This window comes from Paenarthrobacter sp. NPDC091711 (genome assembly GCF_044756605.1).
Lineage (GTDB): Bacteria > Actinomycetota > Actinomycetes > Actinomycetales > Micrococcaceae > Arthrobacter.
This window is the reverse complement of record NZ_JBIVTF010000002.1, coordinates 164,733-190,905: the sequence shown is the minus strand read 5'-3', so window position 1 is coordinate 190,905 and position 26,173 is coordinate 164,733. Positions and strand designations below refer to the sequence as shown.

At 61.9% G+C, this 26,173-nt stretch carries 29 protein-coding genes and 1 tRNA gene; 23 read left to right on the top strand and 7 right to left on the bottom strand.

Translation table 11 applies throughout. The features are described 5' to 3' along the window. The first annotated feature begins 3 nt into the window (after positions 1-3). The 5 genes from pqqC to ACIQH5_RS04190 all read left to right on the top strand — a co-directional run bounded on the left by pqqC (position 4) and on the right by ACIQH5_RS04190 (position 4,352). Entirely contained in the window at positions 4-696 is a 693-nt protein-coding gene (gene pqqC, locus ACIQH5_RS04210) for a pyrroloquinoline-quinone synthase PqqC (RefSeq protein WP_400400542.1), read from the top strand. Next, positions 683-961 (top strand): pyrroloquinoline quinone biosynthesis peptide chaperone PqqD, encoded by a 279-nt coding sequence (gene pqqD / locus ACIQH5_RS04205; protein ID WP_400400539.1) that lies wholly within the window; start codon positions 683-685, stop codon positions 959-961. Before pqqC ends, pqqD begins: the two co-directional genes overlap by 14 nt. Continuing rightward, positions 954-2,123: a pyrroloquinoline quinone biosynthesis protein PqqE gene (gene pqqE, locus ACIQH5_RS04200; protein WP_400400536.1), complete on the top strand. Its 1,170-nt coding sequence runs from the start codon at positions 954-956 to the stop codon at positions 2,121-2,123. The genes pqqD and pqqE overlap by 8 nt, the downstream gene beginning before the upstream one ends. Further along, positions 2,123-2,668 carry a manganese efflux pump MntP family protein gene (locus ACIQH5_RS04195; RefSeq protein ID WP_400400533.1) on the top strand — a complete coding sequence of 182 codons (546 nt, stop codon included), beginning with the start codon at positions 2,123-2,125 and terminating at the stop codon, positions 2,666-2,668. Before pqqE ends, ACIQH5_RS04195 begins: the two co-directional genes overlap by 1 nt. Before the next feature lie 271 nt (positions 2,669-2,939). Beyond that, positions 2,940-4,352 carry an aminopeptidase C gene (locus ACIQH5_RS04190; RefSeq protein WP_400400531.1) on the top strand — a complete coding sequence of 471 codons (1,413 nt, stop codon included), beginning with the start codon at positions 2,940-2,942 and terminating at the stop codon, positions 4,350-4,352. Between the two features lie 23 nt (positions 4,353-4,375). On the opposite strand, the gene ACIQH5_RS04185 is transcribed toward ACIQH5_RS04190, so the two are convergent. Continuing rightward, positions 4,376-5,074 carry a response regulator transcription factor gene (locus tag ACIQH5_RS04185; RefSeq protein ID WP_024817619.1) on the bottom strand — a complete coding sequence of 233 codons (699 nt, stop codon included), beginning with the start codon at positions 5,072-5,074 and terminating at the stop codon, positions 4,376-4,378. A 260-nt stretch (positions 5,075-5,334) separates the two neighbouring features. On the opposite strand from ACIQH5_RS04185, the gene ACIQH5_RS04180 reads away from it, so the two are divergent. The 7 genes from ACIQH5_RS04180 (at position 5,335) to ACIQH5_RS04150 (ending at position 11,367) form a co-directional block, all read left to right on the top strand. Then, complete coding sequence (locus tag ACIQH5_RS04180; protein WP_400400528.1) at positions 5,335-6,069, top strand: permease; 735 nt, start codon at positions 5,335-5,337, stop codon at positions 6,067-6,069. 166 nt (positions 6,070-6,235) lie between these two features. Beyond that, complete coding sequence (locus ACIQH5_RS04175; RefSeq protein ID WP_400400525.1) at positions 6,236-6,835, top strand: FABP family protein; 600 nt, start codon at positions 6,236-6,238, stop codon at positions 6,833-6,835. Positions 6,836-6,886: 51 nt separating this feature from the next. Beyond that, positions 6,887-7,609 carry a flavodoxin family protein gene (locus ACIQH5_RS04170; RefSeq protein ID WP_400400522.1) on the top strand — a complete coding sequence of 241 codons (723 nt, stop codon included), beginning with the start codon at positions 6,887-6,889 and terminating at the stop codon, positions 7,607-7,609. A gap of 39 nt (positions 7,610-7,648) precedes the next feature. Then, positions 7,649-8,734, top strand: coding sequence for a YgfZ/GcvT domain-containing protein (locus ACIQH5_RS04165; protein WP_400400520.1), 1,086 nt, complete (start codon positions 7,649-7,651; stop codon positions 8,732-8,734). Further along, positions 8,731-9,123: an ankyrin repeat domain-containing protein gene (locus tag ACIQH5_RS04160; protein WP_062073215.1), complete on the top strand. Its 393-nt coding sequence runs from the start codon at positions 8,731-8,733 to the stop codon at positions 9,121-9,123. Before ACIQH5_RS04165 ends, ACIQH5_RS04160 begins: the two co-directional genes overlap by 4 nt. Before the next feature lie 110 nt (positions 9,124-9,233). Further along, the gene (locus ACIQH5_RS04155; RefSeq protein ID WP_400400516.1) at positions 9,234-9,863 is read left to right on the top strand and encodes a PadR family transcriptional regulator; all 630 of its coding nucleotides are present in this window, start codon (positions 9,234-9,236) and stop codon (positions 9,861-9,863) included. Next, positions 9,847-11,367: a DHA2 family efflux MFS transporter permease subunit gene (locus ACIQH5_RS04150; protein WP_400400513.1), complete on the top strand. Its 1,521-nt coding sequence runs from the start codon at positions 9,847-9,849 to the stop codon at positions 11,365-11,367. The genes ACIQH5_RS04155 and ACIQH5_RS04150 overlap by 17 nt, the downstream gene beginning before the upstream one ends. A 71-nt stretch (positions 11,368-11,438) precedes the next feature. On the opposite strand, the gene ACIQH5_RS04145 is transcribed toward ACIQH5_RS04150, so the two are convergent. The 5 genes from ACIQH5_RS04145 to ACIQH5_RS04125 all read right to left on the bottom strand — a co-directional run bounded on the left by ACIQH5_RS04145 (position 11,439) and on the right by ACIQH5_RS04125 (position 15,651). Beyond that, positions 11,439-12,182 carry a GNAT family N-acetyltransferase gene (locus ACIQH5_RS04145; RefSeq protein ID WP_400400511.1) on the bottom strand — a complete coding sequence of 248 codons (744 nt, stop codon included), beginning with the start codon at positions 12,180-12,182 and terminating at the stop codon, positions 11,439-11,441. A gap of 17 nt (positions 12,183-12,199) precedes the next feature. Further along, positions 12,200-13,225: a 6-phosphofructokinase gene (locus tag ACIQH5_RS04140; protein WP_018776708.1), complete on the bottom strand. Its 1,026-nt coding sequence runs from the start codon at positions 13,223-13,225 to the stop codon at positions 12,200-12,202. Between the two features lie 192 nt (positions 13,226-13,417). Continuing rightward, entirely contained in the window at positions 13,418-13,666 is a 249-nt protein-coding gene (locus ACIQH5_RS04135) for a PspC domain-containing protein (protein ID WP_024817610.1), read from the bottom strand. A gap of 31 nt (positions 13,667-13,697) precedes the next feature. Further along, positions 13,698-14,099 (bottom strand): hypothetical protein, encoded by a 402-nt coding sequence (locus tag ACIQH5_RS04130; protein WP_400400508.1) that lies wholly within the window; start codon positions 14,097-14,099, stop codon positions 13,698-13,700. Position 14,100: 1 nt separating this feature from the next. After that, positions 14,101-15,651 (bottom strand): PspC domain-containing protein, encoded by a 1,551-nt coding sequence (locus ACIQH5_RS04125; protein WP_400400506.1) that lies wholly within the window; start codon positions 15,649-15,651, stop codon positions 14,101-14,103. Between the two features lie 125 nt (positions 15,652-15,776). Here ACIQH5_RS04125 and ACIQH5_RS04120 point away from each other — a divergent pair, with 125 nt between their 5' ends. Further along, positions 15,777-17,252, top strand: coding sequence for a PspC domain-containing protein (locus tag ACIQH5_RS04120; protein WP_400400503.1), 1,476 nt, complete (start codon positions 15,777-15,779; stop codon positions 17,250-17,252). Continuing rightward, positions 17,249-17,923 carry a response regulator transcription factor gene (locus ACIQH5_RS04115; protein ID WP_024817606.1) on the top strand — a complete coding sequence of 225 codons (675 nt, stop codon included), beginning with the start codon at positions 17,249-17,251 and terminating at the stop codon, positions 17,921-17,923. The genes ACIQH5_RS04120 and ACIQH5_RS04115 overlap by 4 nt, the downstream gene beginning before the upstream one ends. A 111-nt stretch (positions 17,924-18,034) precedes the next feature. Here ACIQH5_RS04115 and ACIQH5_RS04110 read toward each other — a convergent pair whose 3' ends face one another. Beyond that, positions 18,035-19,264, bottom strand: a complete 1,230-nt coding sequence (locus tag ACIQH5_RS04110; RefSeq protein ID WP_400400501.1) for a pyridoxal phosphate-dependent aminotransferase — start codon at positions 19,262-19,264, stop codon at positions 18,035-18,037. 252 nt (positions 19,265-19,516) lie between these two features. Between ACIQH5_RS04110 and ACIQH5_RS04105 the strand changes: the two genes are divergently transcribed. The 9 genes from ACIQH5_RS04105 (at position 19,517) to rplL (ending at position 26,066) form a co-directional block, all read left to right on the top strand. Next, positions 19,517-19,589, top strand: a tRNA-Trp gene (locus ACIQH5_RS04105). An 80-nt stretch (positions 19,590-19,669) separates the two neighbouring features. Next, a complete protein-coding gene (gene secE / locus ACIQH5_RS04100) occupies positions 19,670-19,951 on the top strand; it encodes a preprotein translocase subunit SecE (RefSeq protein ID WP_024817604.1) in 282 nt (93 codons plus the stop codon). Between the two features lie 114 nt (positions 19,952-20,065). Next, positions 20,066-20,932, top strand: a complete 867-nt coding sequence (gene nusG / locus ACIQH5_RS04095; protein ID WP_400400498.1) for a transcription termination/antitermination protein NusG — start codon at positions 20,066-20,068, stop codon at positions 20,930-20,932. Positions 20,933-21,062: 130 nt separating this feature from the next. Then, the gene (gene rplK, locus ACIQH5_RS04090) at positions 21,063-21,494 is read left to right on the top strand and encodes a 50S ribosomal protein L11 (RefSeq protein WP_011775609.1); all 432 of its coding nucleotides are present in this window, start codon (positions 21,063-21,065) and stop codon (positions 21,492-21,494) included. A gap of 147 nt (positions 21,495-21,641) precedes the next feature. After that, a complete protein-coding gene (gene rplA / locus ACIQH5_RS04085) occupies positions 21,642-22,349 on the top strand; it encodes a 50S ribosomal protein L1 (protein ID WP_011775608.1) in 708 nt (235 codons plus the stop codon). A 108-nt stretch (positions 22,350-22,457) separates the two neighbouring features. Next, on the top strand, positions 22,458-23,570 hold the full coding sequence (locus ACIQH5_RS04080) for a GNAT family N-acetyltransferase (protein WP_400400495.1): 1,113 nt from the start codon (positions 22,458-22,460) through the stop codon (positions 23,568-23,570). Beyond that, positions 23,549-24,718, top strand: a complete 1,170-nt coding sequence (locus ACIQH5_RS04075) for a GNAT family N-acetyltransferase (RefSeq protein ID WP_400400492.1) — start codon at positions 23,549-23,551, stop codon at positions 24,716-24,718. The genes ACIQH5_RS04080 and ACIQH5_RS04075 overlap by 22 nt, the downstream gene beginning before the upstream one ends. Positions 24,719-25,018: 300 nt before the next feature. Next, the gene (gene rplJ, locus ACIQH5_RS04070) at positions 25,019-25,612 is read left to right on the top strand and encodes a 50S ribosomal protein L10 (protein ID WP_062073190.1); all 594 of its coding nucleotides are present in this window, start codon (positions 25,019-25,021) and stop codon (positions 25,610-25,612) included. A gap of 76 nt (positions 25,613-25,688) precedes the next feature. Further along, entirely contained in the window at positions 25,689-26,066 is a 378-nt protein-coding gene (gene rplL, locus ACIQH5_RS04065) for a 50S ribosomal protein L7/L12 (protein WP_011775604.1), read from the top strand. Positions 26,067-26,173: the final 107 nt, after the last annotated feature.

The window sequence follows — 26,173 nt, the reverse complement described above, 5'->3', positions numbered from 1 at the left end:
CCGATGACGGCAGTACTGACCCCCGATGAGCTTGAGGAAGCACTCCGCACCCACGCCAGGCAGTACCACAGCGAGCACCCCTTCCACCAACGGATGAACCAGGGACAGTCCAGCCCCGAGGAAATCCGGGGCTGGGTGGCAAACCGCTTTTACTATCAGGCGAACATTCCTCGGAAGGACGGGGCGATCCTCAGCAACTGTCCGGACAGTGACGTCCGGCGTCGTTGGGTTCAACGCGTTATAGACCACGACGGTACGTCCGAGGGAACCGGCGGCATCGAATCCTGGCTGCGTCTTGGTGAAGCTGTTGGCTTGGCACGCAACGAAGTCGAGGACAGCAGGCATCTGCTCCCCGGAGTGCGATTCGCCGTGGACGCGTACGTCACCTTTACACGCACCCGGCCCTGGGTCGAAGCCGTGGCTTCCTCCCTGACCGAGTTGTTCGCACCCAACCTGATGGCGGAGCGGCTCGCAGCCTTTGAACGGCATTACACCTGGATCAGCCCCGAGGGCCTCGCCTACTTTCGAGCGCGTATTACGCAGGCGCCCAAGGATTCGGAGCACGGCCTTGAGATTGTCCGTGAGCACTGCGTCACCCCGGAAACGCAGGCAGCAGCGATGGCGGCCCTTTCCTTTAAGTGCGATGTGCTGTGGAGCATGCTCGATGCGATGGAGCAGCGTTATGGAAACCATTGACGACGCCGCACGGCCACGCTTGGCGCCGCACGTGCGGATGGCTTTCAACACCGCTCGTGGAGAGTACGCGCTGCTCTCGCCGGAAACGATATGGGCCATTAATTCCACGGGCGCCTCGATCGTGGAGCTGTGCGACTCACGACGGACCGTCGGAGAGATCGTGAGCGAGCTCCGCAGTCGATTCGAATACGTTGCCGACGACGACGTCCGGCGTTTCGTGGCTGAACTCGTTACCAAACATGGAATGGAGATAGACCATGGATAAGCCTTATGGACTGCTCGCGGAACTCACGTATGCCTGTCCACTGCAGTGTGGCTACTGCTCAAACCCGCTTCAGCTCGATGAATACCGGGACGAGCTGAGCACCGAGGAGTGGAAGCGGGTCTTCACCGAAGCTGCCGGGCTGGGCGTTCTTCAACTGCACCTTTCGGGCGGTGAGCCACTGCAACGCCATGACATCGTCGATTTGGTGCAGAGCGGCAGCGGGCTTGGCCTGTACACAAACCTGATCACCAGCGGTCTTGGCCTTTCCACCCGGCGTGCGAAACAGTTGCGCGATGCGGGCCTGGACCATGTCCAACTCAGCATCCAGGCCGATGAGCAAGCCGCATCAGACCACATCGCCGGGACAGTTTCGTTCGAGCGCAAGCAGGTGGCGGCTCGCCTTGTGAAGGAGCTGGGGTGGCCCCTGACCCTCAACGTGGTGCTTCATCGCCAGAACATTGACAGCATCGGCGGCATTATCGCCATGGCAGAAGCCATGGAGGCCGATCGCGTTGAGCTTGCAAACACCCAGTATGCCGGCTGGGCGGGCCCGAATCAGCCAGAGCTGTTGCCCACCCAGGAGCAACTGGACCGCGCGGAGGTGGTGGTCAGCGGGGCCCGAGACAGGCTCGGGGACCGCATGGAGATCATCTATGTCATTCCCGATTACTACAGCAAGTACCCCAAGCCATGCATGGACGGCTGGGCCAGCCGCCAGTTCACAGTTGTACCCAACGGCGAGGCACTGCCTTGTCCGGCGGCCCATGAGCTGGCCCGCGGGCTCGGATTGCCCCCTGCCAACGTACGTGATCACTCACTGGAGTGGATCTGGGAGGAATCGCCCTTGTTCCAGCAGTACCGCGGCGATGCGTGGATGCCTGATCCCTGCCGCAGCTGTGACCGCAAGGAGATCGATTTCGGAGGGTGCCGTTGCCAGGCCTTTGCCCTCACCGGTGACGCAGCCAAGACCGATCCCGTCTGCCATTTGTCTCCCGACCATGGGCTGGTTGAGGCTGCGGTTGCGGCGGCAAACCACCCGTTGAGGCCGGCGCCTGGCCCGCTGATTCCCCGAGCACGATTGGGCCGGACCAACCGGACCGGCGTGAAGGCCTCGAGAGGTATTCCCGTGGCAATTTCGTCCACTGTATTGAAGGATACGTAATGCTTGCACTCATTGGACTTGGATTCACTTTGGGTTTGGATAACTTCAGGACTTCGCTGGTCCTGGGAGGACTCAAACCGACGTGGCGTACCTCCATGAGGACGTCCCTGATTTTCGGTGTTTGGGACGGTGTGGCGCCGGTGGTGGGCATTCTGATCGGTTCGTACCTTTCCGCCGAGCTGGAGGAACCAGCTGAAATGATTGGAGCGGCCGGGATCGGGGCCTACGGCTTATGGATAACCATCAAGGCGCTCCGGTCCCGGGAACATGCCGATATGGATATGAAAACGGCCAGGCGATGGCTGCCCATACCGCTGAGCCTGGATAACGTGGCCGCCGGCGCGGCACTCGGTCTGGCAGGCTATTCACCGTGGCTTGCGCCCATCTTGTTTGCTGTCACTACCTTTGTCATGTCCATGGTTGGGCATCAGCTTGGCCGCACGATTGCCACTTTCATTCCCCGCATCCGTACTGATCTGCTGACAGGGATCCTCTTCATGGTGATGGCGGGCCTGTGGGTGTTTGGTGTGGACACGGAGTCATGACTCACCAGAACCTGGAACGGGTGGACGGTGGCCCTGAGCGACCACCCTGCTACCACTGCGGCGAGGCCCATACGGCCTTGGACGCCGGTAAGCACACGGAGCCCATCACCTGTACTGTCTGCCCGCGCTGCAAGATGATGCCGGCCTGCTATACGTGCCGCAACATGTACTGCGGCTGCGAAATACACCAGTAATGCCACGGGTTCCCACACCACAATCGAACGCCCGGGGATGACGATGTCCGCGGGCAGCAACAGAGAGATGGATTCACATGAGCAGCATGACCTGCCCGCCGTCCCAGCTCCCCGGGGGTATTCCAGCAGGGGCAGACGGAACGCCAAAGCCCATGACTCTTCCCGCTGCCCGCCTGACTGCAGAGCAGGTGGCAGATCTGCACGCGTCCTTCGCGGCGGACCCGGTGTTGAGGCAGAAGCAAAATGCCATAGTCCGCGTCAGCGTCGACGAGCTTGCCATTGACCACCAGCTGGCAGCGTCCATGTCCACCACAGTTTCGCACCGCATTGACGATTGGAAGGTGACACGCCAGGGGAAGTCCGGCCGGTGCTGGCTCTTCGCAGCACTAAACCTGCTGCGGGTGGGGGCGAAAGCGGAACTTGGCATCCAGGAGTTCGAGTTCTCGCAGAACTACGCCATGTATTTCGACAAACTGGAACGGGCCAATTACTTCCTGGAGTCCATGGTGGAAACTTCCGGACGCAGTGAGGACGACCGTCTGGTGCAATTCCTGCTGCAGACAGTCATGGGCGACGGCGGCCAATGGAACATGGCAGTGAATATTTTCCGCAAGTACGGGGCCGTGCCAAAAGCAGCGATGCCGGAAACGGAGTCATCCTCCAACACAGCGCGCATGAACACAGTCCTGCGCTCACTTCTGCGCCGTGGCGCGATGGAATTACGCCGTCTCAGCTCCGAAGGCGACATGGTTGGGCAGGAAAAAACAAAGGCCCGGATCATCGCCGATGTCCACAGGATCCTCACCCTTCATCTAGGCACCCCGCCGAGCAGCGTGGACTGGGAGTACACAGATGACGCTAAATCCTTCCACCGGGTGGGAGTCCTTACTCCGCAGGAATTCCTGGCTAAGTACAGCACCATCAATCTCGACGACTACGTGTGTTTGGTGGACGATCCCCGGAGCGATCATCCCAAGGGAACTGCCTTGACAGTAGAGCATCTAGGCAACGTGGTGGGTGCGGAACCGGTGCTGTACCTCAACGTGGACATCTCGCTGGCCAAGCAACTGGCGAAGGAAGCCATCCTGGATGGAGAGCCGGTCTGGTTCGGCTGCGACGTAGGTCCGCAGATGGTCCGTAAAGACGGAATATGGAATGCCCTTTTGTTTGATTATGCGGGTCTCTACGATGCCGAGCTCTCCATGTGCAAGGAGGACCGCGTCCGCTGCGGCGAGTCGGCTATGACCCATGCCATGCTGCTGACGGGCGTTGACGTGTCCGACGGCGTGACCCGACGATGGCGGGTGGAGAACAGTTGGGGTGACGAAATCGGCGATCAAGGTTTTTTCACAATGGCCGACAACTGGTTCGATGAGTACGTTTTCGAAGTGGTAGTCAACAAATCCAGGGTGTCCCCGGAGCTGCGGCAGGCGTTGGATGCCGCACCTCTTGTACTTCCGGCATGGGACCCCATGGGGGCGTTGGCCTGATTCCGGCAGTAGAGCGGAATCCCTCAGGCCTCGGACAACTCTTCGTCCGTGAGGCGAACAAGAGTGAGCCGGTAGCCAACGTTGCGGACCGTGCTGATCAGGTTCTCGTGATCCACGCCCAGCTTGGCGCGAAGCCGCCGGATGTGGACGTCCACGGTCCGGGTGCCTCCGTAGTAGTCGTAGCCCCAAACTTCGGTCAGCAACTGCTGGCGGGTGAAGACCCGGCCGGGGTGCTGCGCCAGGTACTTCAGGAGCTCGAACTCTTTGAACGTCAGGTTCAGCGGCTGGCCGTTGACGCGGGCGGTGTAGCTGGCCTCGTCAATCACGACGCCGGCGGCCCGGATTTCGGTCTGGGTCTCTTCTTCGCCGGTGACGGCCCGCGCCATGGCAAGGCGGATGCGTGCTTCCACTTCGGCCGGGCCTGCAGAGTCCAGCACAATGTCATCCACCGCCCATGCGGAGGAGACGGCCGCCATGCCGCCTTCGGTAAGAATCAGCATGAGCGGCGCGCTGAGGCCGGTGGCCTTCAGCAACTGGGTGAGCGAACGGGCGCCCACAAGATCCTTGCGGGCATCCAGGAAGACGATGTCCGTGGGGTCGGTTTCCAGTAATGCGGTGGGTTCTGCCGGGAGGATGTGCACACGGTGGTTCAACAACTCCAAGGCAGGCAAAATGTCCACCGAAGAACCGGTGCTGTTCGTTAGGAGCAGGATGTGCGACATAGTTCCTCCAATGGGCTGTACGCGCATCATCGGGCGTCGAAACCGGAGTCTCACCGGTCGGTCACAACGCATGGTCAGCCTCTACCGTTGTAACGGGATCGCGGCGAACACAGTGCGCTGTTGAAGTCTGAGTATACCCATCAGTGCCTTACGACACATGGATTCGTGACAGGCAAGCGCTGGAATTACGACATATTGGGCCGGCTTAAGGCAGGATTGTCGAGAGGTCGTAAGGCACATCGGATTGAGGTCGGCACACAGTGAAGTCTTGGAGCATCGGGGTATTCGGACTCGTGGCGCTCGCAGCCATCGTGGCCAGCACCTTCGTTTCCCGGGAAGCCATGGTGGGTGCTGGAATCGCGGCGTCCGCGGCTGTGGGGATCGGCTGGCCGCATTTCCTGGCTGTTCCCGCCAAGAAGACGTTGGCCGCCGTTATTGGGCTTGCCGGCGCAGGATCGGCTATCGCTGCTGCCTATATGCCGGCGCCCGGTTTCCTGGACGGTACCCCGGCATTCGTGGCCCTGGGCGTGATGGCGGTGTTCGTGGTCCAACTGATCAGGGGTACGGGGCAGGCCCAACGCCTGGAATCCACTCTTGGCTGCTCCGCCGGCGTTCTGCTGAATTGCCTGGGCGCGGGGTGGATCGCCAGCGCGCGGTTCAACGGCGTCAGGGAGATGGTCCTCGTGGCTGGCCTGAGTGCGGCAGTGGCCCTGATGGTGGGAATCATTCGCTGGCCGGACCGCATCGTGGCTCCGCTGGGCGTGGTCATGGCCGGCCTCATGGGACCGCTGGCAGGTCTGGTTTTCTCGGATATCGCCGTGCTTCCCGCAGCCTTGGTGGGCGTGGTGGTGGGATCGGTCCTGGTGTGTTTCCGTCGGATGACTACCCTCCGGCGGGGGCGGCTCAATATCCCGGCAGCGATAGGAACGGGCGTGGCGCCCGTTTGGGCTGTGGGGGCCTTGGCTTACTTCATAGACAAACTACTCATCTACTAACGGTTAGGATTGCATCATGTCTGTACTCGCATTTGAAATCTTCTTCCTCGTTCTCCTTGGCCTGGCCAGCGTTGCCATGGCGTGGTTTGCGGGTTTTGTCGTCTACCGCCTTTTCAAGGGCCAGAAGTAAAACTTCTGATCCTGCAGCCCAACAGAGGTAATCGTTGTGCCTATTGAGATCCCCACAGATCTGACGCCCGAACTCGTCCCCCTTTCCTGGCTCATTGGTGAGTGGGAAGGCCGCGGCCGGCTCGGCAGCGGAGACGAGGATTCCGAGCATTTCGTCCAACATGTGTCGTTCACCCATAACGGGCTCCCTTACTTGCAGTACAGGGCCGAGACCTGGATCAGCGATGACGCCGGCGAGAAGTTGCGGCCGTTGACCGTTGAGACGGGGTTCTGGGCCTTGGAGCGGAAGCTTGAAGAGGGCGACGGAGGCCCAGGTCTGATTCCGGCCGACATCGTCCCCGTCCTCAAGACTGCTGACGAAGTCGAAGAGCGGCGCAACAAGGACGGCGGTTTCGACATTTCGGTGTCCATCTCGCATCCGGGCGGAATCACTGAGCTCTACTACGGCCAAATCAAGGGACCCCAGATCCAGCTAAGCACCGACATGGTGATGCGTGGCAGCCACTCCAAGGAGTACACGGCGGCAACACGGATCTTTGGTTTGGTTGACGGAAACCTCCTGTGGCGGTGGGACGTCGCTGCCAGTGGCAAAGCTCTTGAAGCGCACGCCTCGGCGTTCCTCCACAAGGTCTCCTGACCCGAGGCCTCACCGTACGTTCCAGCAAGCAGCCAGCAGAAGGAGCAGAAAGTGAACACCCACCTCAAACCTGAAGGCTATGAGGGCCTCAAGGCTGTTTTCTTCAATGGCACGCTGAAACCCTCTCCGCAGCTCAGCAACACAGATGGCCTCATTAGGATCAGCCGGGACATCATGGAGAAGCAGGGCGTCACTACCCGCCTCATCCGGACGGTGGACCACGACATTGCCAGTGGCGTCTATCCGGACATGCGCGAGCACGGCTGGAAGACTGATGAATGGCCGGAGATTTATCCCGAGGTCCGCGACGCCGACATCGTCGTGATCGCCGGACCCATCTGGTTGGGGGACAACTCGTCCCAAACAAAGAAGCTCATCGAACGCTTGTATGCGCACTCGGGCGAGCTGACCAGCAAGGGCCAATGGGCGTTTTACCCCAAGGTGGGCGGTTGCCTCATCACGGGCAACGAGGACGGCATCAAGCACTGTTCCATGAACGTGCTGTACAGCCTCCAACACATCGGCTTCACCATTCCTCCTCAGGCCGATGCCGGGTGGATAGGCCCGGTGGGGCCGGGACCCAGCTATCTTGATGAAGGATCGGGTGGGCCGGAGAGTGATTTTACTAACAGGAACACCACCTTCATGACGTGGAACCTGCTCCACATGGCCAAACTCCTGCGCGATGCAGGGGGAATCCCTGCCTACGGCAACCTGCCGGAGGAATGGAAGGCGGGCACCCGATTCGATTTCGAAAACCCGGAATACCGCTGATACCGGAATACCGCTGAGCCGCGAGGACTTCTACTACATATGACTTACAAGAGCCCCCTGTTGTCGCGCCCTGGCGCCGTTGAAGATACCGGCCTCGACGCCGGCGTAGCGGCCCACTACGGTGAACCGCTGCGTGAGCAGCGCGCCCTGGCCACCGGTACCGCCGTCGTGGACCTTTCGCACCGTGGCGTGGTGACCGTGGCCGGCCCGGATCGACTCAGCTGGCTCAACACGCTGTCCTCACAGCAGCTCACCAACCTTCAGCCTGGCGTCGCCAGCGAACTGCTGCTGCTCAGTGTCCAGGGCCGCATTGAGTTTGATGCCCGCGTCATTGACGACGGCGGCACTACGTGGTTGATCGTGGAGACCGCCGAGGCGGGTCCTTTGGCCGAGTGGTTGAACAGGATGAAGTTCATGCTCCGCGTCGAGATCGCAGACGTCTCTGATGAGTGGGCGGTGGTGGGTGCCACCAAGCCCGTGGAACAGCTTTCCTCCCGCTTGGTGTGGGAGGATCCGTGGCCGCACGTCAGCCCTGGCGGCTATGCCTACAGCATCGTCCCTGAGGAATCACATCCCGGCCTTGAGCGCCCGTGGTTTGAATATCTGGTCCCGGCCGCTGAACTCGAACCATCCGTGGAAGGTCTGCCTTTGGCAGGTGCCATGGCGGCGGATGCCTTGCGGATTGCGGCGTGGCGGCCGCGTTTGGGGGCCGAGACAGATGAGAAGACGATTCCCCACGAATTGGATCTCCTGAGGACTTCGGTCCACCTGAACAAGGGCTGCTATAAGGGCCAAGAGACCATAGCGCGCGTCCATAACCTCGGCCATCCGCCACGGCGGCTGGTGTTCTTGCAGCTTGACGGTTCTCAACACACCTTGCCGGCTGTTGGCAGTGTTGTATTTGCCGGGGAGCGCAAGGTGGGTACGCTGACATCGGTGGCGCAGCACTTTGAGATGGGACCTGTTGCTTTGGCCGTGATCAAGCGGTCCATTTCGGCGGAGGAAACCCTGACGGTGATGGACGGTGAAGAGCCTTACATCGCAGCCCAGGAAGTGATCGTCGCCCCCGACGCCGGCCAGGTTGTCGGGCGCCAGACCGGATTCCTGAAGGGACCCCACCGATGAGCCAAGCTACAGGACCCGACGACGAAACGTTGGCCCTGGCCCACGCCCTGTTTGATGCTGCCCGCGAAGGTGACGTTGAACTGTTGCGTGGTTACTTGAATGCCGGCGCGCCTGCGACGCTGACTAACGCCGCCGGCGACTCCCTCCTGATGTTGGCTGCCTATCACGGGCACGAGGAAGCTGTGCAGCTCATTCTCCATCACGGTGCCGACGTCAATGCCGCCAACGATCGCGGTCAGACGCCGCTTGCCGGGGCGGTCTTCAAGGGGTACACCGGCGTCGCCAGGGTTTTGATTGACGCCGGAGCGGATCCCGACGCCGGTACGCCCTCTGCGCGCGACGCCGCCACGATGTTCGCCAGGTCAGAGATTCAAGCACTGCTGGGCTAACGCAGCCAAAGACAAGGACAGCCCGGCCGCTTGGCGGCCGGGCTTTCTTGCGCCTGGATACTCCACGTGGAATAGTTGTTGTGGAATATTTGATCCGGAAGGGGGTTGGTGTGCCCAAGGTCGCTGAATTGACCCCGCTCGGTGTCGCCTCACTGGCGCTCCTCGCAGAGGAGCCCATGCACCCTTACGAGATGTACCAGTTGCTGATGGCCCGTCATGAAGACCGGCTGGTGAAAGTGCGCCCTGGCACCCTCTATCACGCCATGGGCCGGCTGGAGGAAAACGGGCTTGTGGAGGCCATGGGAACAAAGCGCGAAGGCAACCGTCCTGAACGGACCACCTACCGGATTACCCCCGCCGGACACGAAGCCCTCGACGCCCGGCTCCAGGCCATGCTCTCCACGCCAGTCAACGAATACCCTGTCTTTCCCCACGCGATAGCCGAGGCCCATCACCTTCCCGTGGCTGTGGTGATGGAGCTGTTGGAGGAGCGGCTTGTAGCCCTGAATGCCGACCTCGATTTCCTCGTCCACGCCGAAGCCACCGTGACGGCCAAGGGCTTGGACCGTAAGTACTGGATAGACATCACGTATCAACAAGCAATGCGCCGAACGGAGATCGCGTGGATCCGCGGTCTCCTTGAGGAGTTGGACAACGGGCATCTGCCCTGGGATGAACCCCGGCCAGCTCCAACCGAACTTTCATACAAGCCGAAGGAATCCCTTGGAAAACGTAGCTAAGCCGTGGCCTGCGCTGTGGTCACTCGTGGTGGGCTTCTTCATGATCCTCATCGACACCACCATCGTGTCGGTCGCGAACCCGCGGATCATGGAGGGCCTCAACACGGACATCAACGCCGTCATCTGGGTCACCAGCGCCTACCTGCTGGCATATGCCGTGCCCCTGCTCATCACCGGCAGGCTGGGTGACCGCTTTGGGCCCAAGAACCTGTACCTGATCGGCCTTGTGGTCTTCACCCTCGCATCGCTGTGGTGCGGCCTGTCCGGCGACGTCACCATGCTCATCGCCGCCCGTGCTGTCCAAGGCCTTGGCGCAGCCATGATGACGCCACAAACCATGGCTGTCATTACCCGCATCTTCCCGCCTGACCGCCGCGGTGCCGCCATGGGGCTGTGGGGAGCCACCGCCGGCATGGCAGTGCTCGTAGGCCCCATCCTTGGCGGCGTCCTGGTGGACAGCCTGGGTTGGGAGTGGATCTTCTTCGTCAACGTGCCCATCGGCATCGTGGCGTTCATCCTGGTGACCCGTTTCGTTCCCAAGCTCACCACGCACAGCCACACCTTCGACGTCGTTGGCGTGGTGTTGTCCGCCGTCGGTATGTTCCTCCTGGTCTTTGGCATCCAAGAAGGGCAGACCTACAAATGGGGAACGGTCACCGGCTTCGTTTCTGTCTGGGGCCTGATCATCACCGGCCTTGTGGTTCTGGTTCTCTTCGTCGTATGGCAGTGGCTCCTTGAACGCCGCGGCGGGGAGCCTCTGCTGCCCCTTGGCCTGTTCAAGGACCGGAACTTCTCCTTGGGCAACACCACCATCATGGCCGTCGGCTTCACGGTGACCGCGTTCCCGCTGCCCACCATCTTCTACTACCAGACCGTCCGCGGTTTGACCCCAACCCAGTCGGCCCTGCTCATGATTCCCATGGCCGTCATTTCGGGTGCGCTTGCTCCGTTCGTGGGCAAGCTCATTGATCGCGCCAGCCCGCGATACTTCGCGTCCTTTGGCTTGGTCTGCATGGCTGGAGCGCTGTTCTGGACCGCGGCCTTGCTGGGGCCGGACACCCCCATCTGGATGTTCCTGCTACCCAGCGCCCTGCAGGGCGTCGCCAATGCCTTCATCTGGGGGCCGGTGTCCAACGCGACCACCCGCAACCTGGAACCGCGCCAAGCCGGCGCGGGTTCGGGCGTCTTCAACACCACGCGCCAAATCGGTGCCGTCCTTGGTTCGGCTGCCATCGCTGCCCTGATCCAGTCGCGGCTCGCCGCGGAGTTGCCCGCCGCTCCAGCAGGGGCCCCCGTGGGCGAAGCCTCCATGAGCGGCGTGTTGCCGGAGGCGCTCCACGCGGGATTCTCGACGGCGATGAGCCAGTCCATCCTGTTGCCCGCCTGTGCGATTCTGGTGGGAGCCGTGGTGGCATTGTTCTTTGGCAAGCCGAAGTCGGTGCAGGGATGGGGCGGCACGTCCGAATCCGTACCAGCCACCGAGAAGGCTGACCTCAACACCTAGAGTTTTTGTACAGCTGACGCCCTCAAGAAAGCTCCTAAGCGGCGTTAGCTGTACAAAAACTCCGTCGGGATTCAGCTGAGCAGTACGCTCGCGTGGAGCCCGCCCGTGGCAAAGCCAAGGCTGCGGGCCATCGCGAGAGCACCGGTGTTACTGACATCGGCTTTCCACTGGAGGGTCAGCCCGGATGCCAGGGCTTCGTGGGCAGCGATGGAAGCGGCCAAAGTTCCCAAGCCCCGCCGGCGCCAGGGAGGCGCGACGAGAACGCCTACATTGGCCAGGATGCCTTCCCACTCGGAGTAGGCGCCGCAGGCCACCGGAGTGGGCTGATCTTCCTCGGGATGCATGATGGTAAAACGATGCTCGAGCCCTCGAAGGCCAACTTCATTGACGTCGTCCGGTGGGCATAGTCCTTCAAGGCTGATCGCTTCCGGGTTCCCATGCGAAACCGTGAGGTCCTCCGAGGGTTGCTGAAGCGGAAGATCGTCTGCAAAGAACAACGCTGAGGATCCAAGCCCATGCCCGCCGTGTGATCGCGTGATGGTCAGCAGTGTGACATGTTGTGCGAGCTCGGTATCGGGGATGGTTGCCGCTGAATCAAGTGCCCACTGCGGTCCCACCAGCGCCGAGACGCCAAAGAGGCGAAGAAAAACCAAGCTCCGCGCCGAGTCATCCACCCGGGTAATACGGTTGCCGAGGTCACCTGGGTCCGAAGTGGTGAGCCGGTCAGCTACGGTGGCGAAAGCGTCGTCGTCGAGCCCTAAACGACGAGCCCACGCCAGCTGGATAATGGCAGCGGACGTGGGCTCAAGAGTCATGGATTCAGCCTAGCCGACTAGCCGAAGAGCACAGACGCTTCGTCGTAGCGGTGTTGCGGCACGGTCTTGAGCTTGCCCAAGGCTTCCTCGAATCCCACGTGGGAGATGTCCGTTCCCTTCAAGGCCACCATGGTGCCCCAACGGCCCTCCACCACGGAGTCGATGGCGGCCATGCCCAGGCGCGTCGCCAGAACACGGTCGTAGGCGGTGGGAACGCCACCACGCTGGATGTGGCCCAGGATGGTGGCGCGGGTTTCAATACCCGTGCGTGCCTCGATCTCGGGAGCCAGCTGGTCAGCAATGCCGCCAAGGCGGGGCCGGCCGAACGTGTCCAGGCCGCGCTCGGAGTGCGGGGATTCCATGTGATCCGGAACGAAGCCCTCGGCTACCACCACCAGCGGCGCACGGCCACGGTCGTGGGCTTCCTGGACCCATTCGGTGATCTGCTCGATGCTGGCCTTCTGCTCGGGGATCAGGATGGCGTGGGCGCCCGCGGCCATACCGGCGTGCAGTGCGATCCAGCCGACGTGGCGTCCCATCACTTCGGCGATCATGCAACGGTGGTGGGATTCTCCGGTGGTGCGGAGGCGGTCGATTGCCTCGGTGGCAATCTGGACGGCGGTATCGAAGCCGAAGGTGTAGTCGGTGGCATCGAGGTCGTTGTCCACGGTCTTGGGGACGCCCACGATTTTCAGGCCAGCATCGGTGAGGCGTTTGGCTGCTGCCAGCGTGCCTTCGCCACCGATGGCGATGATGGCGTCAATGCCCAGGCGTTCCATGTGGGCTTTGATGACGTCGGGGCCGCCGCCGTTCTCGAACGGGTTGGTGCGGGAGGTGCCCAGGATGGTGCCACCCTGCTTGGCAATACCGCGGACCATGGTGCGGGGAATGTCAATGACATCACCTTCAACCACGCCACGCCAGCCGTCACGGAAGCCCACAAATTCCTGGCCGTGGATGGCGATGCCCTTGAGGACTGCTCCGCGGATCACTGCGTTGAGGCCGGGGCAGTCGCCGCCGCTGGTAAGAATGCCAATTTTCATGTTTGCTCACTCATGGCTTGGAGGAATACGTGCAGAGCGCCACGCTGAGCTCCCCATGATTGTAGACGGGCATGTGGGGTGGGACACAAACGGTTACTTTTCAACCCGGCCGTGCGGTATTGGAAACCTGGCTGAAAACACAGCAGAAGCGCCCTGCCAGCTGGCCGGGCGCTTCTGCTGTGTTGCCGGTAATTACCGGGAACGCTGGCTGATGAAGGATTCGAGTGCGATCTTGTTGTTCTGGTCCGGCAGGATCAGCCAGCCCAGGATGTAGACCACAAATGCGGGACCGGGCAGCAGGCAGAAGAGCAGGAAGGCCACCCGAACGTACGCTACGTCTACCCTGAGCTTTGCTGCGATCCCTCCGCAGATGCCGCCGATCCATCGTTGCGGACCACGCTTCAGGCCGAAGCCCCTGACGATGCTGAAGAACTTGTCCATGGCTACAGACTTCCCTGTTGTGGTTGCTTTGTCACTTCGTGGTGGCTGCTTTTTTGGAACCCTTGCGGGCTGACAGGAGTCCACCAACCACCAGTGCCGCTCCAGCTCCGATCATTAGGCCGATCAGGACGTACGTCCCGTCCAGCGTCACCCAGCCCAGGGTGGAGATGACTATCAGGGCGGCCAAGGCGATCACGATCAGCCCCCACACCACCGTTCCGATCCTTGCCTGCTGTGGTTCGTCGTCGTCAGTGCGCTGTGCTGTGAAGCTGGGCTCCAACGGCGAGGTGAGCGGGATTGGCTGAAGGCTCGGCTTGGGCAGGGCCTCCGTGGGGCGGGTTTCCTTGGGCAGGGCCTCCGTGGGGTGTGTCTGCCTGGAGAGAGGCTGTGTCGGCTGGGTCTCGCGGGCTTTGCCTGGCTCGTTCATGCTCATGTCAGTTTCCTTCCTGGATGGTCACGTTGCTGAACGTGCCGTCGATTTCCACCACGAGGTTGGCTCCGGGCTTTTCGGTGTTGTACAGCGTCCGGTCGTCCTGGAGACGGCCGCCGCGGTCCGAACCGCGTTCGTTGAGGTTGCCGAAGGTCATGTCGGCCCGCACCTCCACGGGGACGTCGTCCGGGATGATGACGGTGACGTTGCTGGCAGTCGCGTCAACGGGAATGGTGACCTCGGAGACCAAGGGGGCCGTCAGGGTCATGTCGCTCAAGTCCAACTGGCCTTGGGCCCCGGTGACGTTGATGCCGAGCCGTGCCTGCTCCAAGCTGGTAGGTGCCCAATTCACGTCATGGAACGTGAAGCGGTCTCCGTTCCTGGGAACCACGTTGAAGATTCCACCGATGATCAGGGCAACCACTGCGAGGAAGCCGAGGAACCCTGACGTCCGGCCGCGAAGTCCGGCGATGAGAATGCCCAAACCGAGGACGGCCGCGCCGGTAGCCCACACCACGGCATTACCGGAGTTGCCCAACTCAATGACGTTGCCGGCGTCGAGCGCTTTCAGCGTGCCACCTGCAAGAAGTGCTGCGCCGGCAGAGACGGCCACGATCGCAGCTCCCGGGCCTTTATGCTTCGGCGCGGAAGGCTTGGGCTGCCATCCTTGCGGGGGAGTGGGGCCGTACGGCGGACGGGGACCGGAAGGCGCCGAGGGGCCGGAAGGGGTGAAGGGGCCCGACGGCGGAACCGGGCCGTTGCTGTAGCCGCCGGAGGGGTTGGGCCGTCCTTGGTGCTTGACGCCTGGTGCAGCCGCACCGTAAACAGGCACGCCAGTGTTGGTGGCAGTGGATGCGTAGGACGGGGGAGTGCCGTAAGCAGTGTTGCTGCCGGGGGTGGCCGCATAGCTTTGCTGCCCCATGGAAGGCGTTCCCTTCGAAGCCTTATTGCGCTGGACCAGGAAGTAGATGAGGTAGAAAACGCCGCCCATCCAGAAGAGTGTCCAGAACAGGCCCGGAAGGCCATCCCAGCCCCAGCCCCAGAATCCGCGGCCCAGTCCCGGCAGGCCGATGATGGTGGTTATCAGCGCTCCGGTCATGCCCCCTGACCATCGCCCAGCGGCGGCTTCCTGGACGTGGATACGGCCGTCCGGCTCGGGCAGGAGGGCCCAGGCGACGCCGTAGAGAAGTACGCCAACACCGGCAAACAGTGCCAGGACAATGAAGATGCCCCGGACGATCAGCGGGTCGATCCCGAATCGGTGGGCAACTCCGCTTGCGACGCCGCCGATCCAACGGTCCGGTCCGCGGCGGACACCCTGGTTGCGGATCCAGTCGAAGAAATTCGTCTGGGATGCGGCAGGGGCTTCGCCGGCCGGTGCGTAGCTGCCGCTCGCAGGACCAGCCCCGGCAGAAGCGCCGGCAGCGGGCTCTCCCTGTGCCCCGGAAGCGGATCCGGCGGCGCCGGTGGAAGCGCCAGGATTGGCGCTCGAGCCGGATGCGCCGGCAGTGCCAGGCGTTCCGGGTTCCTCTGGATTCATGCTGTTCGCGTTCATACTTCGATCCTGCCGCCTTGGCTATGGTGCCCTCTACTGGGGGATACCCTGAATGATCCCTGAGAGACCCCCGAACAACGCTGGTTCCCGGTCCGGGGCACCCTGATCCGTGTTTGGATTGGTACATGACAACCGCTGTACAACGCCCCGCGCTGGTCCGCAGCAGCGACCGCATGATCGCAGGCGTCTGCAGCGGCCTGGCCGACCATCTGGGCTGGCCCGTCAAATTCGTCCGGCTCGGCATGATCCTGGCCTGTTTCGCTGGCGGGGCCGGCGTGGCCTTCTATGCGTGGCTGTGGACCATGGTTCCCACCGCGGATGAGAGCGCCAAACGCAATGCCCGCCGGCCGGCGTCGCCCATTGCTCCTGCGGTGAGCCTGCCGCCCACTGCGGCGGCGCCTGCCCGAGCGTCAACAGCGTACGACGCCGGACCGTCGCCGGCGGTGCGTGGAGGACCGCCTGCGGCTGGTGCTTCAGGCGGCCAGGCGTCCGGCTCCTCCAGCAGGGCTGGGTCCGATTCCGGCATTGACGCCACTTCCGCGGACGACTGGTGGGGCGGCAGTGCGTTGGCTTCCTGGTTCTCGTTCCGCAAGATCCAGTACGGCAAGGAAATACTGCTCGGCGCGGCCCTGCTCCTGGTGGCCGCCATCCTGATTGCACGCCAGTTCGGCGTGGACGTTCCCCTGGGGACGCTCATCCCTGCCGCGGCCATTTTGGGTGGTGCTGCGATTGCATGGATGCAGCTCGATGAAACCCGCAGGGCAGGCCTGGTGGACAAGACCAAGGCCGACCAAGCAGGGGGATGGGTGCGCCTCGCAGCCGGCCTGGCCCTGGTGGTGGCTGGCGTCCTGGTGATGGTGTCCGGATCTGGCTCGTGGGAGCAGACCTGGTTGGCGTTGTTGGCATCCGTGGCAGTGCTTGGCGGTGTTGCCTTGGTATTGCTGCCCTGGGGCCTGAAATTTTGGAAGGACCTGGAAACCGAGCGGGCGGGCCGTGTGCGTGAGACTGAGCGTGCCGAGATCGCTGCCCACTTGCACGACTCCGTCCTCCAGACCTTGGCCCTCATCCAGCGCCGGGCCGGTTCTGAACAGGATGTGGTCCGGCTGGCGAGGGCACAGGAGCGCGAACTCCGGGCCTGGCTCTTCAGCGATGCCGCAAGGGAATCCGGCCTCCTCGCTGACCGGATCAAGTCCGTGGCCGCGGAAGTGGAAGACTCCCACGGCCACGCGGTTGAGGTGGTGACCGTGGGCGATACCGAGATGACGGACCGGCATGAAGCCCTGGTCCAGGCCGCGAGGGAAGCCATGTTCAACGCCGCCAGGCATGGTGGTGGGACCGTATCCGTGTATCTGGAGAGCACCGCGGGAAGCACGGAGATCTTCATCAAGGACCGTGGCCCGGGCTTTGACCTCGACGCTGTTCCGGACGACAGGCTTGGCGTGAAGGAATCAATCATTGGCCGGATGAAGCGGCACGGTGGTACCGCAGCGATCACCAGCAGCAGTGACGGAACGGAGGTCCGACTGACCCTTCCGTCCGCAAGCGTGGACGCCGGAGACCAGCGGAACAATGATGTACGGAATGGAGAAGCGAAGCAATGAATACCAACCCTGACAGTGGTGCAGGACGCAGGGTACGTGTGGTGATCGTGGATGACCACACCATCTTCCGTTCCGGCCTCAAAGCCGACCTCGACGAACGCATGGATGTGGTGGGAGAAGCCGGAACGGTGGAGCAGGCCATTGCGGTGATCGCGGAGTCACGCCCTGAGGTGGTCCTGCTGGACGTACACCTGCCCGGAGGTTTGGGTGGTGGCGGGCGTGAGGTCATCGCCGGATCGTCGGCCTTGCTGGGCACCACCAGCTTCCTGGCGCTCAGTGTCTCCGATGCCGCCGAGGACGTGGTCTCCGTGATCCGTGCCGGCGCCCGGGGCTACGTCACCAAGACCATCTCCGGCAAAGAGATTTCCGACGCTGTGATCCGGGTGGCCGATGGCGATGCCGTGTTCTCGCCTAGGCTTGCGGGCTTCGTACTCGACGCCTTCGGGACTGCTCCAGCGGACATCGCGGACGACGAACTGGACAAGCTTTCCGCCCGCGAACTCGAAGTCATGCGGCTCATCGCCCGCGGGTACAGCTACAAGGAGGTAGCCAAGGAGCTCTTCATTTCCATCAAGACCGTGGAAACGCATGTGTCGGCGGTCCTGAGGAAGTTGCAGCTCTCCAGCCGCCACGAGCTCACCAAATGGGCAGCCGAACGCCGCCTCCTCTGACGCTCTCTCACCTCCCGCTGGCTTGAGTAGGACGCTCTCTCACCTCCCGCGCCTTAAACGCAAACGCTCTTCCACCTGTCACGGTGGAAGAGCGTTTGCTTTGGCTGGTGGCTACTTGGCCTTGCCCAGGAATTCCTGGATCCGGCGGACGCCTTCTGCCAGATCCTCGTCACCGAGTGCGTAGCTGAGGCGGACGTAACCGGAGGGACCGAATGCCTCGCCCGGAACCACGGCAACTTCAACCTCGTCGAGGATGAGGGTGGCGAGTTCAGCCGAGGTTTGGGGTCGGACGGGACCGTTGGAGGTCTCAAATTCCTTACCCAGCAGGCCGCGGACGTCCGCGTAGACGTAGAAGGCGCCGGTCGGCGTCGGGCATTCAACGCCTTCGATCGCGTTCAGTCCGGCGACGATTGCCTTGCGGCGGCGGTCGAAGGCCACCTTCATCTCGTCGACGGCGGTCAGCGGGCCCGTGAGGGCAGCGGCAGCGGCGATCTGCATGATGTTGGAGACGTTCGACGTCGCGTGCGACTGAAGGTTGGTGGCCGCCTTGATGACATCGGCAGGGCCGATCATCCATCCCACGCGCCAACCGGTCATGGCGTAGGTCTTGGCCACACCGTTGAGGATGACAACTTTGTCGCCCAGTTCCGGAGCGGCAGTGGCGATGGAGGTGAACTCGACGCCGTCGTAGGTCAGGTGCTCGTAGATCTCGTCGGTAACAACCCAGAGTCCCTTGGACGCGGCCCACTTGCCGATCTCAGCAACCTGCTCGGGGCTGTAAACCGCGCCGGTGGGGTTGGACGGGGAAACGAAGAGCAGGATCTTGGTCCTGTCCGTCACCGCGGCCTCGAGCTGCTCGATGGTCACGAGGTAGCCCTGCTCGGGACCGGCGAAGACCTCAACGGGCACGCCGCCGGCAAGGCGGATGGCCTCCGGGTAGGTGGTCCAGAAGGGGGTGGGGATGATGACTTCGTCGCCCGGGTCCACCAAGGTTGCGAACGTGTTGTAGACGGCCTGCTTACCGCCATTGGTCACCAGGACCTGGGAAGGGTCAACCTTGTAGCCGGAGTCCCGCAGGGTCTTCTCCGCGATGGCCTTCTTAAGCTCGGGCAGGCCGCCCGCGGGGGAGTAACGGTGGTACTTCGGCTGGCCGGCCGCTTCAATGGCTGCCTGGACGATGTAGTCGGGGGTGGGGAAATCGGGTTCGCCGGCACCGAAACCGATCACGGGACGTCCCGCGGCCTTCAGTGCCTTGGCCTTGGCGTCAACGGCAAGGGTGGCGGACTCTGCAATGGCGGAGATTCGCTGTGAAATGCGGGCGGTAGTTGTTCCGGCAGACATCTATGTACCGTTCTTCGCAGGCAGCTCGTGGGCTGGATGATGGGATTCGACGTAAACTACCTTATGCTGTTCTGCGGAGCTCCCGGGTGCCTGCAGAACTTTGTGACTGATAATGCTGGTCACAGGCTTTTTGGGCTGGGAGGTTCGGAATCGGGCCGGTTCGACTATCGCGAAAATCTTGCGTAGACTGGTTCACCGGTGTTGAAAAGCACCACAGGCTGAAGTGCGGCCTGAAACATGGATTCATTCCATAGGGTAGTGGCGCAATTGGTAGCGCAGCGGTCTCCAAAACCGCAGGTTGCAGGTTCGAGTCCTGTCTGCCCTGCGCAAGCTGTTCCGGCGGAAACGCCGGGGCACGCGCAGCAACCATGGCTCTGATCAGAGTCGGGTCAACGACTTTGCAAGGTGAGTGAGGACCAGGTGACCGAAACAGCTGCCAGCAGCTCGAAGGGCCGTCCCGCCAAGAAAGCCGATCGCGGTTTCTTCGCCCGAATTGCACTCTTCGTCCGCCAGGTCATTGGTGAACTGAAGAAGGTCGTTGCTCCAACCCGCAAGGAACTGATCAATTACACGCTCGTGGTGCTGGTGTTCGTGGCCATCATGATGCTCATCGTCACTCTGCTGGATCTGGCTTTCGGCACGGGAGTCAGCTGGGTCTTCGGTGGGTCAGGCGCTACGGACCGCTAAGCGGATCTGTCCGCAAACTGTGTGAAATTCCTTGGTAATTCAGGGATTTTGCGGGGTTTGCGGAATTGAGCCATTTAAATAGGCATGTTAGGCAATGAGGAAGCAGGAGACCAAGTGTCTGAGCAGGAGCTCGAGGTAAACGAGACTGAGCTGGGCGGATCCGCCGAGGACTCAGCCGACGCCACGGCAATTGTCGTGGAAGAGTCCGAGGTCGATTCTGCTGCGCCCGAATCTGCCGACGCCGACGATTCCGAAGAGGATTTCGAAGCTGATGTAGACGCCGAGTCTGACGACGCATCCGGTGATGTTGCCGATGAAGACGACGCTACGGAAGAGTCCGACGGCGACGAACTGGCAGCCGCTGCTGCAGCCGCCCCGGTCGATCCGGCTGAAGAGTTCAAGGGCAAGCTGCGCCGCCAGGAAGGTGACTGGTACGTCATCCACTCCTACGCCGGTTACGAGAACCGCGTGAAGGCCAACCTTGAGACCCGCATCCAGACCCTGGACATGGAAGATTACATCTTCGAAATCCAGGTGCCCATGGAAGAGGTCGTCGAGATCAAGAACGCGCAGCGCAAGGTCATCAACCGCGTGCGCATTCCCGGCTACGTCCTGGTCCGTATGGACCTGACCGACGCCTCCTGGGGCGCCGTTCGTCACACGCCGGGTGTCACCGGCTTCGTGGGTAACGCCCACAACCCTGTCCCGCTGCGGCTCGATGAGGTCTTCTCCATGCTCGCCCCGGTCTTCGAAGAAGAGCAGGCAGAGCAGGGCAAGCCCGTCAACAAGCAGAACCAGGCCCCCGTGGCCGTCGACTTCGAGGTCGGCGAGTCGGTCATCGTCAAGGAAGGTCCGTTCGAGACCCTCCCGGCTACGATCTCCGAGATCAAGCCCGAGTCCCAGACCCTGGTGGTTCTGGTCTCGATCTTCGAGCGCGAAACCCCGGTAACGCTCGCCTTCAACCAGGTCACCAAGATCTAGCTGATTCCAAAATTTCGCTCCAGTCCTGCCTGCTTAGCAGTTCGGGAGCGGCCGGCCGCCTCGCCATGGCGGCCACCAACCTGGGACGCGCTCCTGTGTCCCAGGAAGCTATTGAGAGAAGGACCCTACATTGGCTCCCAAGAAGAAGGTCACCGGCCTCATCAAGCTGCAGATCCAGGCAGGTGCCGCTAACCCGGCTCCGCCGATCGGTCCTGCGCTTGGCCAGCACGGTGTCAACATCATGGAATTCTGCAAGGCGTACAACGCTGCAACGGAATCCCAGCGCGGAAACGTTATCCCGGTTGAAATCACGGTCTACGAAGACCGTTCCTTCACCTTCATCACCAAGACCCCGCCGGCTGCAGAGCTCATCAAGAAGGCTGCAGGCGTCGCCAAGGGTTCGGCTACCCCGCACACCGTCAAGGTTGCCAAGCTGACCCAGGCACAGGTTGAGGAAATTGCTTCCACCAAGATGGAAGACCTCAACGCCAACGACATCAAGGCTGCTGCCCTGATCATCGCAGGCACCGCCCGCTCCATGGGCATCACCGTAGAAGGCTAGTAACCTTCGAAGGCCCTTGTGGCCTTCACCCGCCGGGCAACCGGCATCTGAAACATTGAAATGTCGCAGGATCCTTGCCGGATCCTCGGCTTGTGGCAGGGCCCAGCGCGGTCCGCAGACCACAACTGCACAAGGAGAAATAGCAGCATGGCAAAGCGCAGCAAAGCATATGAGGCAGCCGTAGCCAAGATCGAGGCAGACAAGGTCTACGCCCCGATCGAGGCCATCACCCTCGCGAAGGACACCAATCCTTCCAAGTTCGACGCAACCGTTGAGGTCGCTTTCCGTTTGGGCGTTGACCCGCGTAAGGCTGACCAGATGGTTCGTGGCACCGTCAACCTGCCCCACGGCACCGGTAAGACCGCCCGCGTCCTCGTTTTCGCAACCGGCGACAAAGCTGAAGCAGCAATCGCTGCCGGCGCTGACTTCGTTGGTTCCGATGACCTGATCGAAAAGATCGCAGCCGGCTGGACCGACTTCGATGCCGCAGTGGCAACACCTGACCTCATGGGCAAGGTTGGCCGTCTGGGCAAGGTCCTCGGTCCGCGTAACCTGATGCCGAACCCGAAGACCGGTACGGTTACCCCGGATGTCACCAAGGCTGTCAACGACATCAAGGGTGGCAAGATCGACTTCCGCGTCGACAAGCACTCCAACCTGCACTTCATCATCGGCAAGGTGTCTTTCGACGTCAACAAGCTCGCTGAGAACTACGCAGCTGCACTGGAAGAGGTTCTTCGTTTGAAGCCGTCCGCTTCCAAGGGCCGCTACATCCAGAAGGCTACCGTTGCCACCACGTTCGGTCCGGGCATCACCGTTGACCCGAACGTCACCAAGGTCCTCGTCGACGCGTAAGCTTCGCGGGCACTTGCTCTGATAAAAGGACCGTCCGGCTCTGCCGGGCGGTCCTTTTTCTTGCCCTCTCCCTGTTCACCGGCAGTGGTGCGCCGTAGGATTTGGTGCGTGTCGTCGTCGTCGTACTCTCCCGCCCCTGCCGGGTTGTCCGTAGAGCGGATTCCGGTTCCGACAAGCCCCGACGCGACGGAGGCGCCCGATTTTCGCGCCTTCCATGATCTGGACGTTGCCCATCACCTGGATCTCTGGGGAGACCTGGACCGTTGCTCCACTCTGGCCGAAGCTGTCCTCTTCTGGCAGGGCAATGCCTATGAAGAGCGGCACGTCTTCCTGGCGCGCCTCGACGCTGTGGTGGTGGGCCGCGGCACGCTGACATTGCCGTTGAGCGAAAACACCACGACGGCGGGTGTGGACGTCCTGGTGGACGCCGGCTATCGCCGTCGCGGCATTGGGACAAGGATCCTCGAGGTGCTGGAAGGACTGGCCCGGGAACGGGGCCGTGTGTCCTTTGACGCGTTTTGCTCTGAGCCAATGCGGCTCATCGTCCCAGGAGCTGAGTTGCTGGAGGCAAAATCCGGTACGGGCGGCGTCCCGCTGGATACCGCCTCCACTGGCTTTGCCCTCCATCACGGCTATTCCCTGGAGCAGGTGGAAACCAACAGCACGCTGCCCCTGCCGGTGGGCGAAGAGCTCCTGCGGGAACTCGAAGAGCAGGCAACAAAGCTGGCGGCCGGGTACAGCGTGATCGGGTGGCAGAACCGCTGTCCTGATCAGCTCGTGGATGTGTTCGCCAGGCTCAAAAGCCTGATGAGTACGGAGGTGCCTATTGCAGGCCTGGGCTGGGAGGGCGAGGAGTGGGATGCCAACCGTGTCCGTGTGGAGGAGAACACCTGGCTGGCAGGTGGCGTTGCTTTCACGGCGGCTGTTGCCCGACACGATGCCACAGGTGAGTTGGCGGCCTACACCATCCTCACCCACCGCGAAGCCACGCCGGGCATGGTCTACCAAGAGGACACCTTGGTTGCTCCCGGACACCGCGGTCACCGCCTCGGCATGCTGGTCAAAATAGCCAATCTTCGCCGTGTTCAAACGTTGTGGCCGGACGCCACGTCGGTGATGACATGGAACGCCAATGAAAACCGGCATATGCTGGCCATAAATATCGCCTTGGGGTTCAAGCCTTCCGGCTTTGACGGCGAATGGCAGAAACGGCTGGAATGACTTTAGACGAGGCGAAGACCGTTCAAGTCGAGCAGCTCTGGGTGCCTGACACCGTGGACAGCCCCGACGCGACTGATTTCCTGGACGCCGTGGAAGTAGGGCGGCGGGTACGCATGGAGACCTGGGGGAGTGACGACCTCGCCTACACCCCCTTGGAAAAGCTGTTGGAGCTTTCTGATCCCTATGAGCGCCAGATTCTTTTGGTGGCAAAAGTAGAGGGCGTCATTGTGGGCACGGTGGACATCGCCCTCCCCTTGGCGGACAACCTTGACCTGGCGGAGTTCACCTTGGACATCCTTCCCGAGTTCCAAGGGCAGGGCGTCGGCCGTCAATTGCTGGAAGCCGCGGAGCAGCTCGCCCGGGCAGAAGGACGCACCATGGCCTTGGTGGATACCAACCATCCGGCAACGTCTCTCACCGAGATACCCGAGGACCAGTTGATCCCGGGCAGCGGTGCTGGTTTTGTGCCGGTGAGCAGCAGGGAGGTGGACTTCGCCAAGCGGGCTGGGTACACCCTTCAGCACATTGAACAGTTCAGCTCCTGCGTGCTGCCCCTGGATTCCAAACTGGTGGGGGATCTGCAGCTTGAAGCAGAAGAGGCCAACGGCGGCCGGTACACCTTGCACCATTGGACAGACCGTTGCCCCGAACACTGGCTGGAAGCCGTTGCCGCACTGGAGAACGCCGCCGGGGAAGTGGTGCGGGACGAGGGGGACGAGGACGCACCTGAAGTCGAAGCGAGCGGGATGGTTTTCGACGAAGCGGTTCTACGCGAAACCGAGAACGCCGCTTTGGCGCAGGGCCGGCGCACCGTGGTGACCGCCGTAGAGCATATTGAGAGCGGACGCCTGGTGGGCCTGACCACCATCAGTGTTCTTGCGCACCGCCAGGACGTGGTTTTCCAAGACGATACTTTGGTCCTGCAGGAGCATCGGGGCAACAAGCTTGGCTTGCTGATCAAGGTTGCCAACATGGAACGGCTGAGCGAGCAGTTCCCGGACGCCCGCGTCATCTATACATGGAATGCGCCGGAGAACAGGTACCTCCTGACTGTGAACAAGCAGTTGGGATTCACCACGGCAGGCGTCACTGGGCTGTGGCAGAAGGAACTTCCGGGCAGGTTGTCGGGAGCAACTTCGTCAGACTAGGCAGGGCCGATTTGGTTTGCCGAACACTCTCCCGTAACCTTGAATTACCAAAGACCGTCGGTTGATGGGAATCCACTCTTTCGAGCATGGCTCAATTCTGTAGCTGCGCCCCTGAGGCAAAAGTGAATTCCTTGACGAAGGACCCTGAACATAGGGCGGCCGGCGCAGGTGAACGAAGCAAGTCTCCACGGATAAAACTGTGTTGAGCCAAGCCCCGTGCATCTGCGCGGGGCGTTTTTTAGTTTTAGCTCTCGTGAGCGGGGACCCGGAAGACCGGCTTTATTCCCCGGAAGGAGGGTTATGACAACGCCTAGCAAGGTTTCCGCTGTTGCGGAGATCACCAACGATTTCAAGGAATCGAACGCGGCTGTCCTGACCGAATACCGCGGGCTCACTGTTGCACAGCTCAAGGAACTGCGTGTTGCGCTCGGCCAGGACACCAAGTTCTCGGTCGTCAAGAACACCCTGAGTGCCATTGCAGCCAAGGAAGCTGGAGTTGAAGCATTCAACGATCAGCTCGCCGGCCCTACTGCAATCGCCTTCATCAAGGGTGACGCTGTTGCTGCTGCCAAGAGCCTGACGGACTTTGCCAAGGCCAACAAGCAGCTGGTTATCAAGACCGGCGTCTTCGAAGGCAAGGCATTGGACGCAGCAGGAGTTGCCGCACTGGCAGCCCTCGAGTCCCGCGAGCTGCAGCTTGCACGTGTTGCTGGTGTCCTCAAGGCTCCCGCATCCGCTGCTGCACGCATCATCGACGCTCTGCGCCTCAAGCTTGAAGAAGAGGGCGGCGCATCTGCACCGGCCGCTGAAGAAGCTCCGGCCGCTGAAGAGGCTGCTGCTGAAGAGGTTGCGGCTCCGGCCGAAGCCGCTGAAGCTGCAACCGAAGAGAACTAAGTTCTCCCCTCAATCAAACTCTGGTGCATGGACCGGTTTAGCCCGGATCTGCGCCAACTAATGGAAGGACGCCACCATGGCGAAGCTCAGCAACGAAGAGCTCATTGAAGCTTTCAAGGAACTGACCATCATCGAGCTCTCCGAGTTCGTCAAGCTCTTCGAAGAGACCTTCGAAGTTACGGCTGCTGCTGTTGCAGTTGCTGGCCCCGCTGCCGGCGGTGCTGCTGAAGCTGCTGAAGAGAAGACCGAATTCGACGTCGTTCTCGAAGCTGCTGGCGACAAGAAGATCGCAGTGATCAAGGAAGTTCGCGCCATCACCTCCCTCGGCCTCAAGGAAGCCAAGGACCTGGTTGACAGCGCACCGAAGGCTGTTCTCGAAGGCGCCACCAAGGAAGCTGCCGAGAAGGCAAAGGCTCAGCTCGAAGAAGCTGGCGCTACGGTTACCCTCAAGTAACTCGTTTTGCTTGTGGAAGCCCCGTCCGGTTCGCCGGGCGGGGCTTCCTGCGTTTAACGCACCAACGTTTCGTGCACCCAAGTAGGTCGCAGATCAGGTCGTTCTGA

What these genes read in the sequence shown, in the direction of transcription:
- pqqC (WP_400400542.1), top strand. Translation starts at nt 4, where the DNA reads ATGACGGCAGTACTGACCCCCGATGAGCTTGAGGAAGCACTCCGCACC.
- pqqD (WP_400400539.1), top strand. Translation starts at nt 683, where the DNA reads ATGGAAACCATTGACGACGCCGCACGGCCACGCTTGGCGCCGCACGTG.
- pqqE (WP_400400536.1), top strand. Translation starts at nt 954, where the DNA reads ATGGATAAGCCTTATGGACTGCTCGCGGAACTCACGTATGCCTGTCCA.
- ACIQH5_RS04195 (WP_400400533.1), top strand. Translation starts at nt 2,123, where the DNA reads ATGCTTGCACTCATTGGACTTGGATTCACTTTGGGTTTGGATAACTTC.
- ACIQH5_RS04190 (WP_400400531.1), top strand. Translation starts at nt 2,940, where the DNA reads ATGAGCAGCATGACCTGCCCGCCGTCCCAGCTCCCCGGGGGTATTCCA.
- ACIQH5_RS04185 (WP_024817619.1), bottom strand. Translation starts at nt 5,074, where the DNA reads ATGTCGCACATCCTGCTCCTAACGAACAGCACCGGTTCTTCGGTGGAC.
- ACIQH5_RS04165 (WP_400400520.1), top strand. Translation starts at nt 7,649, where the DNA reads ATGACTTACAAGAGCCCCCTGTTGTCGCGCCCTGGCGCCGTTGAAGAT.
- ACIQH5_RS04160 (WP_062073215.1), top strand. Translation starts at nt 8,731, where the DNA reads ATGAGCCAAGCTACAGGACCCGACGACGAAACGTTGGCCCTGGCCCAC.
- ACIQH5_RS04145 (WP_400400511.1), bottom strand. Translation starts at nt 12,182, where the DNA reads ATGACTCTTGAGCCCACGTCCGCTGCCATTATCCAGCTGGCGTGGGCT.
- ACIQH5_RS04140 (WP_018776708.1), bottom strand. Translation starts at nt 13,225, where the DNA reads ATGAAAATTGGCATTCTTACCAGCGGCGGCGACTGCCCCGGCCTCAAC.
- ACIQH5_RS04135 (WP_024817610.1), bottom strand. Translation starts at nt 13,666, where the DNA reads ATGGACAAGTTCTTCAGCATCGTCAGGGGCTTCGGCCTGAAGCGTGGT.
- ACIQH5_RS04130 (WP_400400508.1), bottom strand. Translation starts at nt 14,099, where the DNA reads ATGAGCATGAACGAGCCAGGCAAAGCCCGCGAGACCCAGCCGACACAG.
- ACIQH5_RS04125 (WP_400400506.1), bottom strand. Translation starts at nt 15,651, where the DNA reads ATGAACGCGAACAGCATGAATCCAGAGGAACCCGGAACGCCTGGCACT.
- ACIQH5_RS04120 (WP_400400503.1), top strand. Translation starts at nt 15,777, where the DNA reads ATGACAACCGCTGTACAACGCCCCGCGCTGGTCCGCAGCAGCGACCGC.
- ACIQH5_RS04115 (WP_024817606.1), top strand. Translation starts at nt 17,249, where the DNA reads ATGAATACCAACCCTGACAGTGGTGCAGGACGCAGGGTACGTGTGGTG.
- ACIQH5_RS04110 (WP_400400501.1), bottom strand. Translation starts at nt 19,264, where the DNA reads ATGTCTGCCGGAACAACTACCGCCCGCATTTCACAGCGAATCTCCGCC.
- rplA (WP_011775608.1), top strand. Translation starts at nt 21,642, where the DNA reads ATGGCAAAGCGCAGCAAAGCATATGAGGCAGCCGTAGCCAAGATCGAG.
- ACIQH5_RS04075 (WP_400400492.1), top strand. Translation starts at nt 23,549, where the DNA reads ATGGCAGAAACGGCTGGAATGACTTTAGACGAGGCGAAGACCGTTCAA.
- rplJ (WP_062073190.1), top strand. Translation starts at nt 25,019, where the DNA reads ATGACAACGCCTAGCAAGGTTTCCGCTGTTGCGGAGATCACCAACGAT.
- rplL (WP_011775604.1), top strand. Translation starts at nt 25,689, where the DNA reads ATGGCGAAGCTCAGCAACGAAGAGCTCATTGAAGCTTTCAAGGAACTG.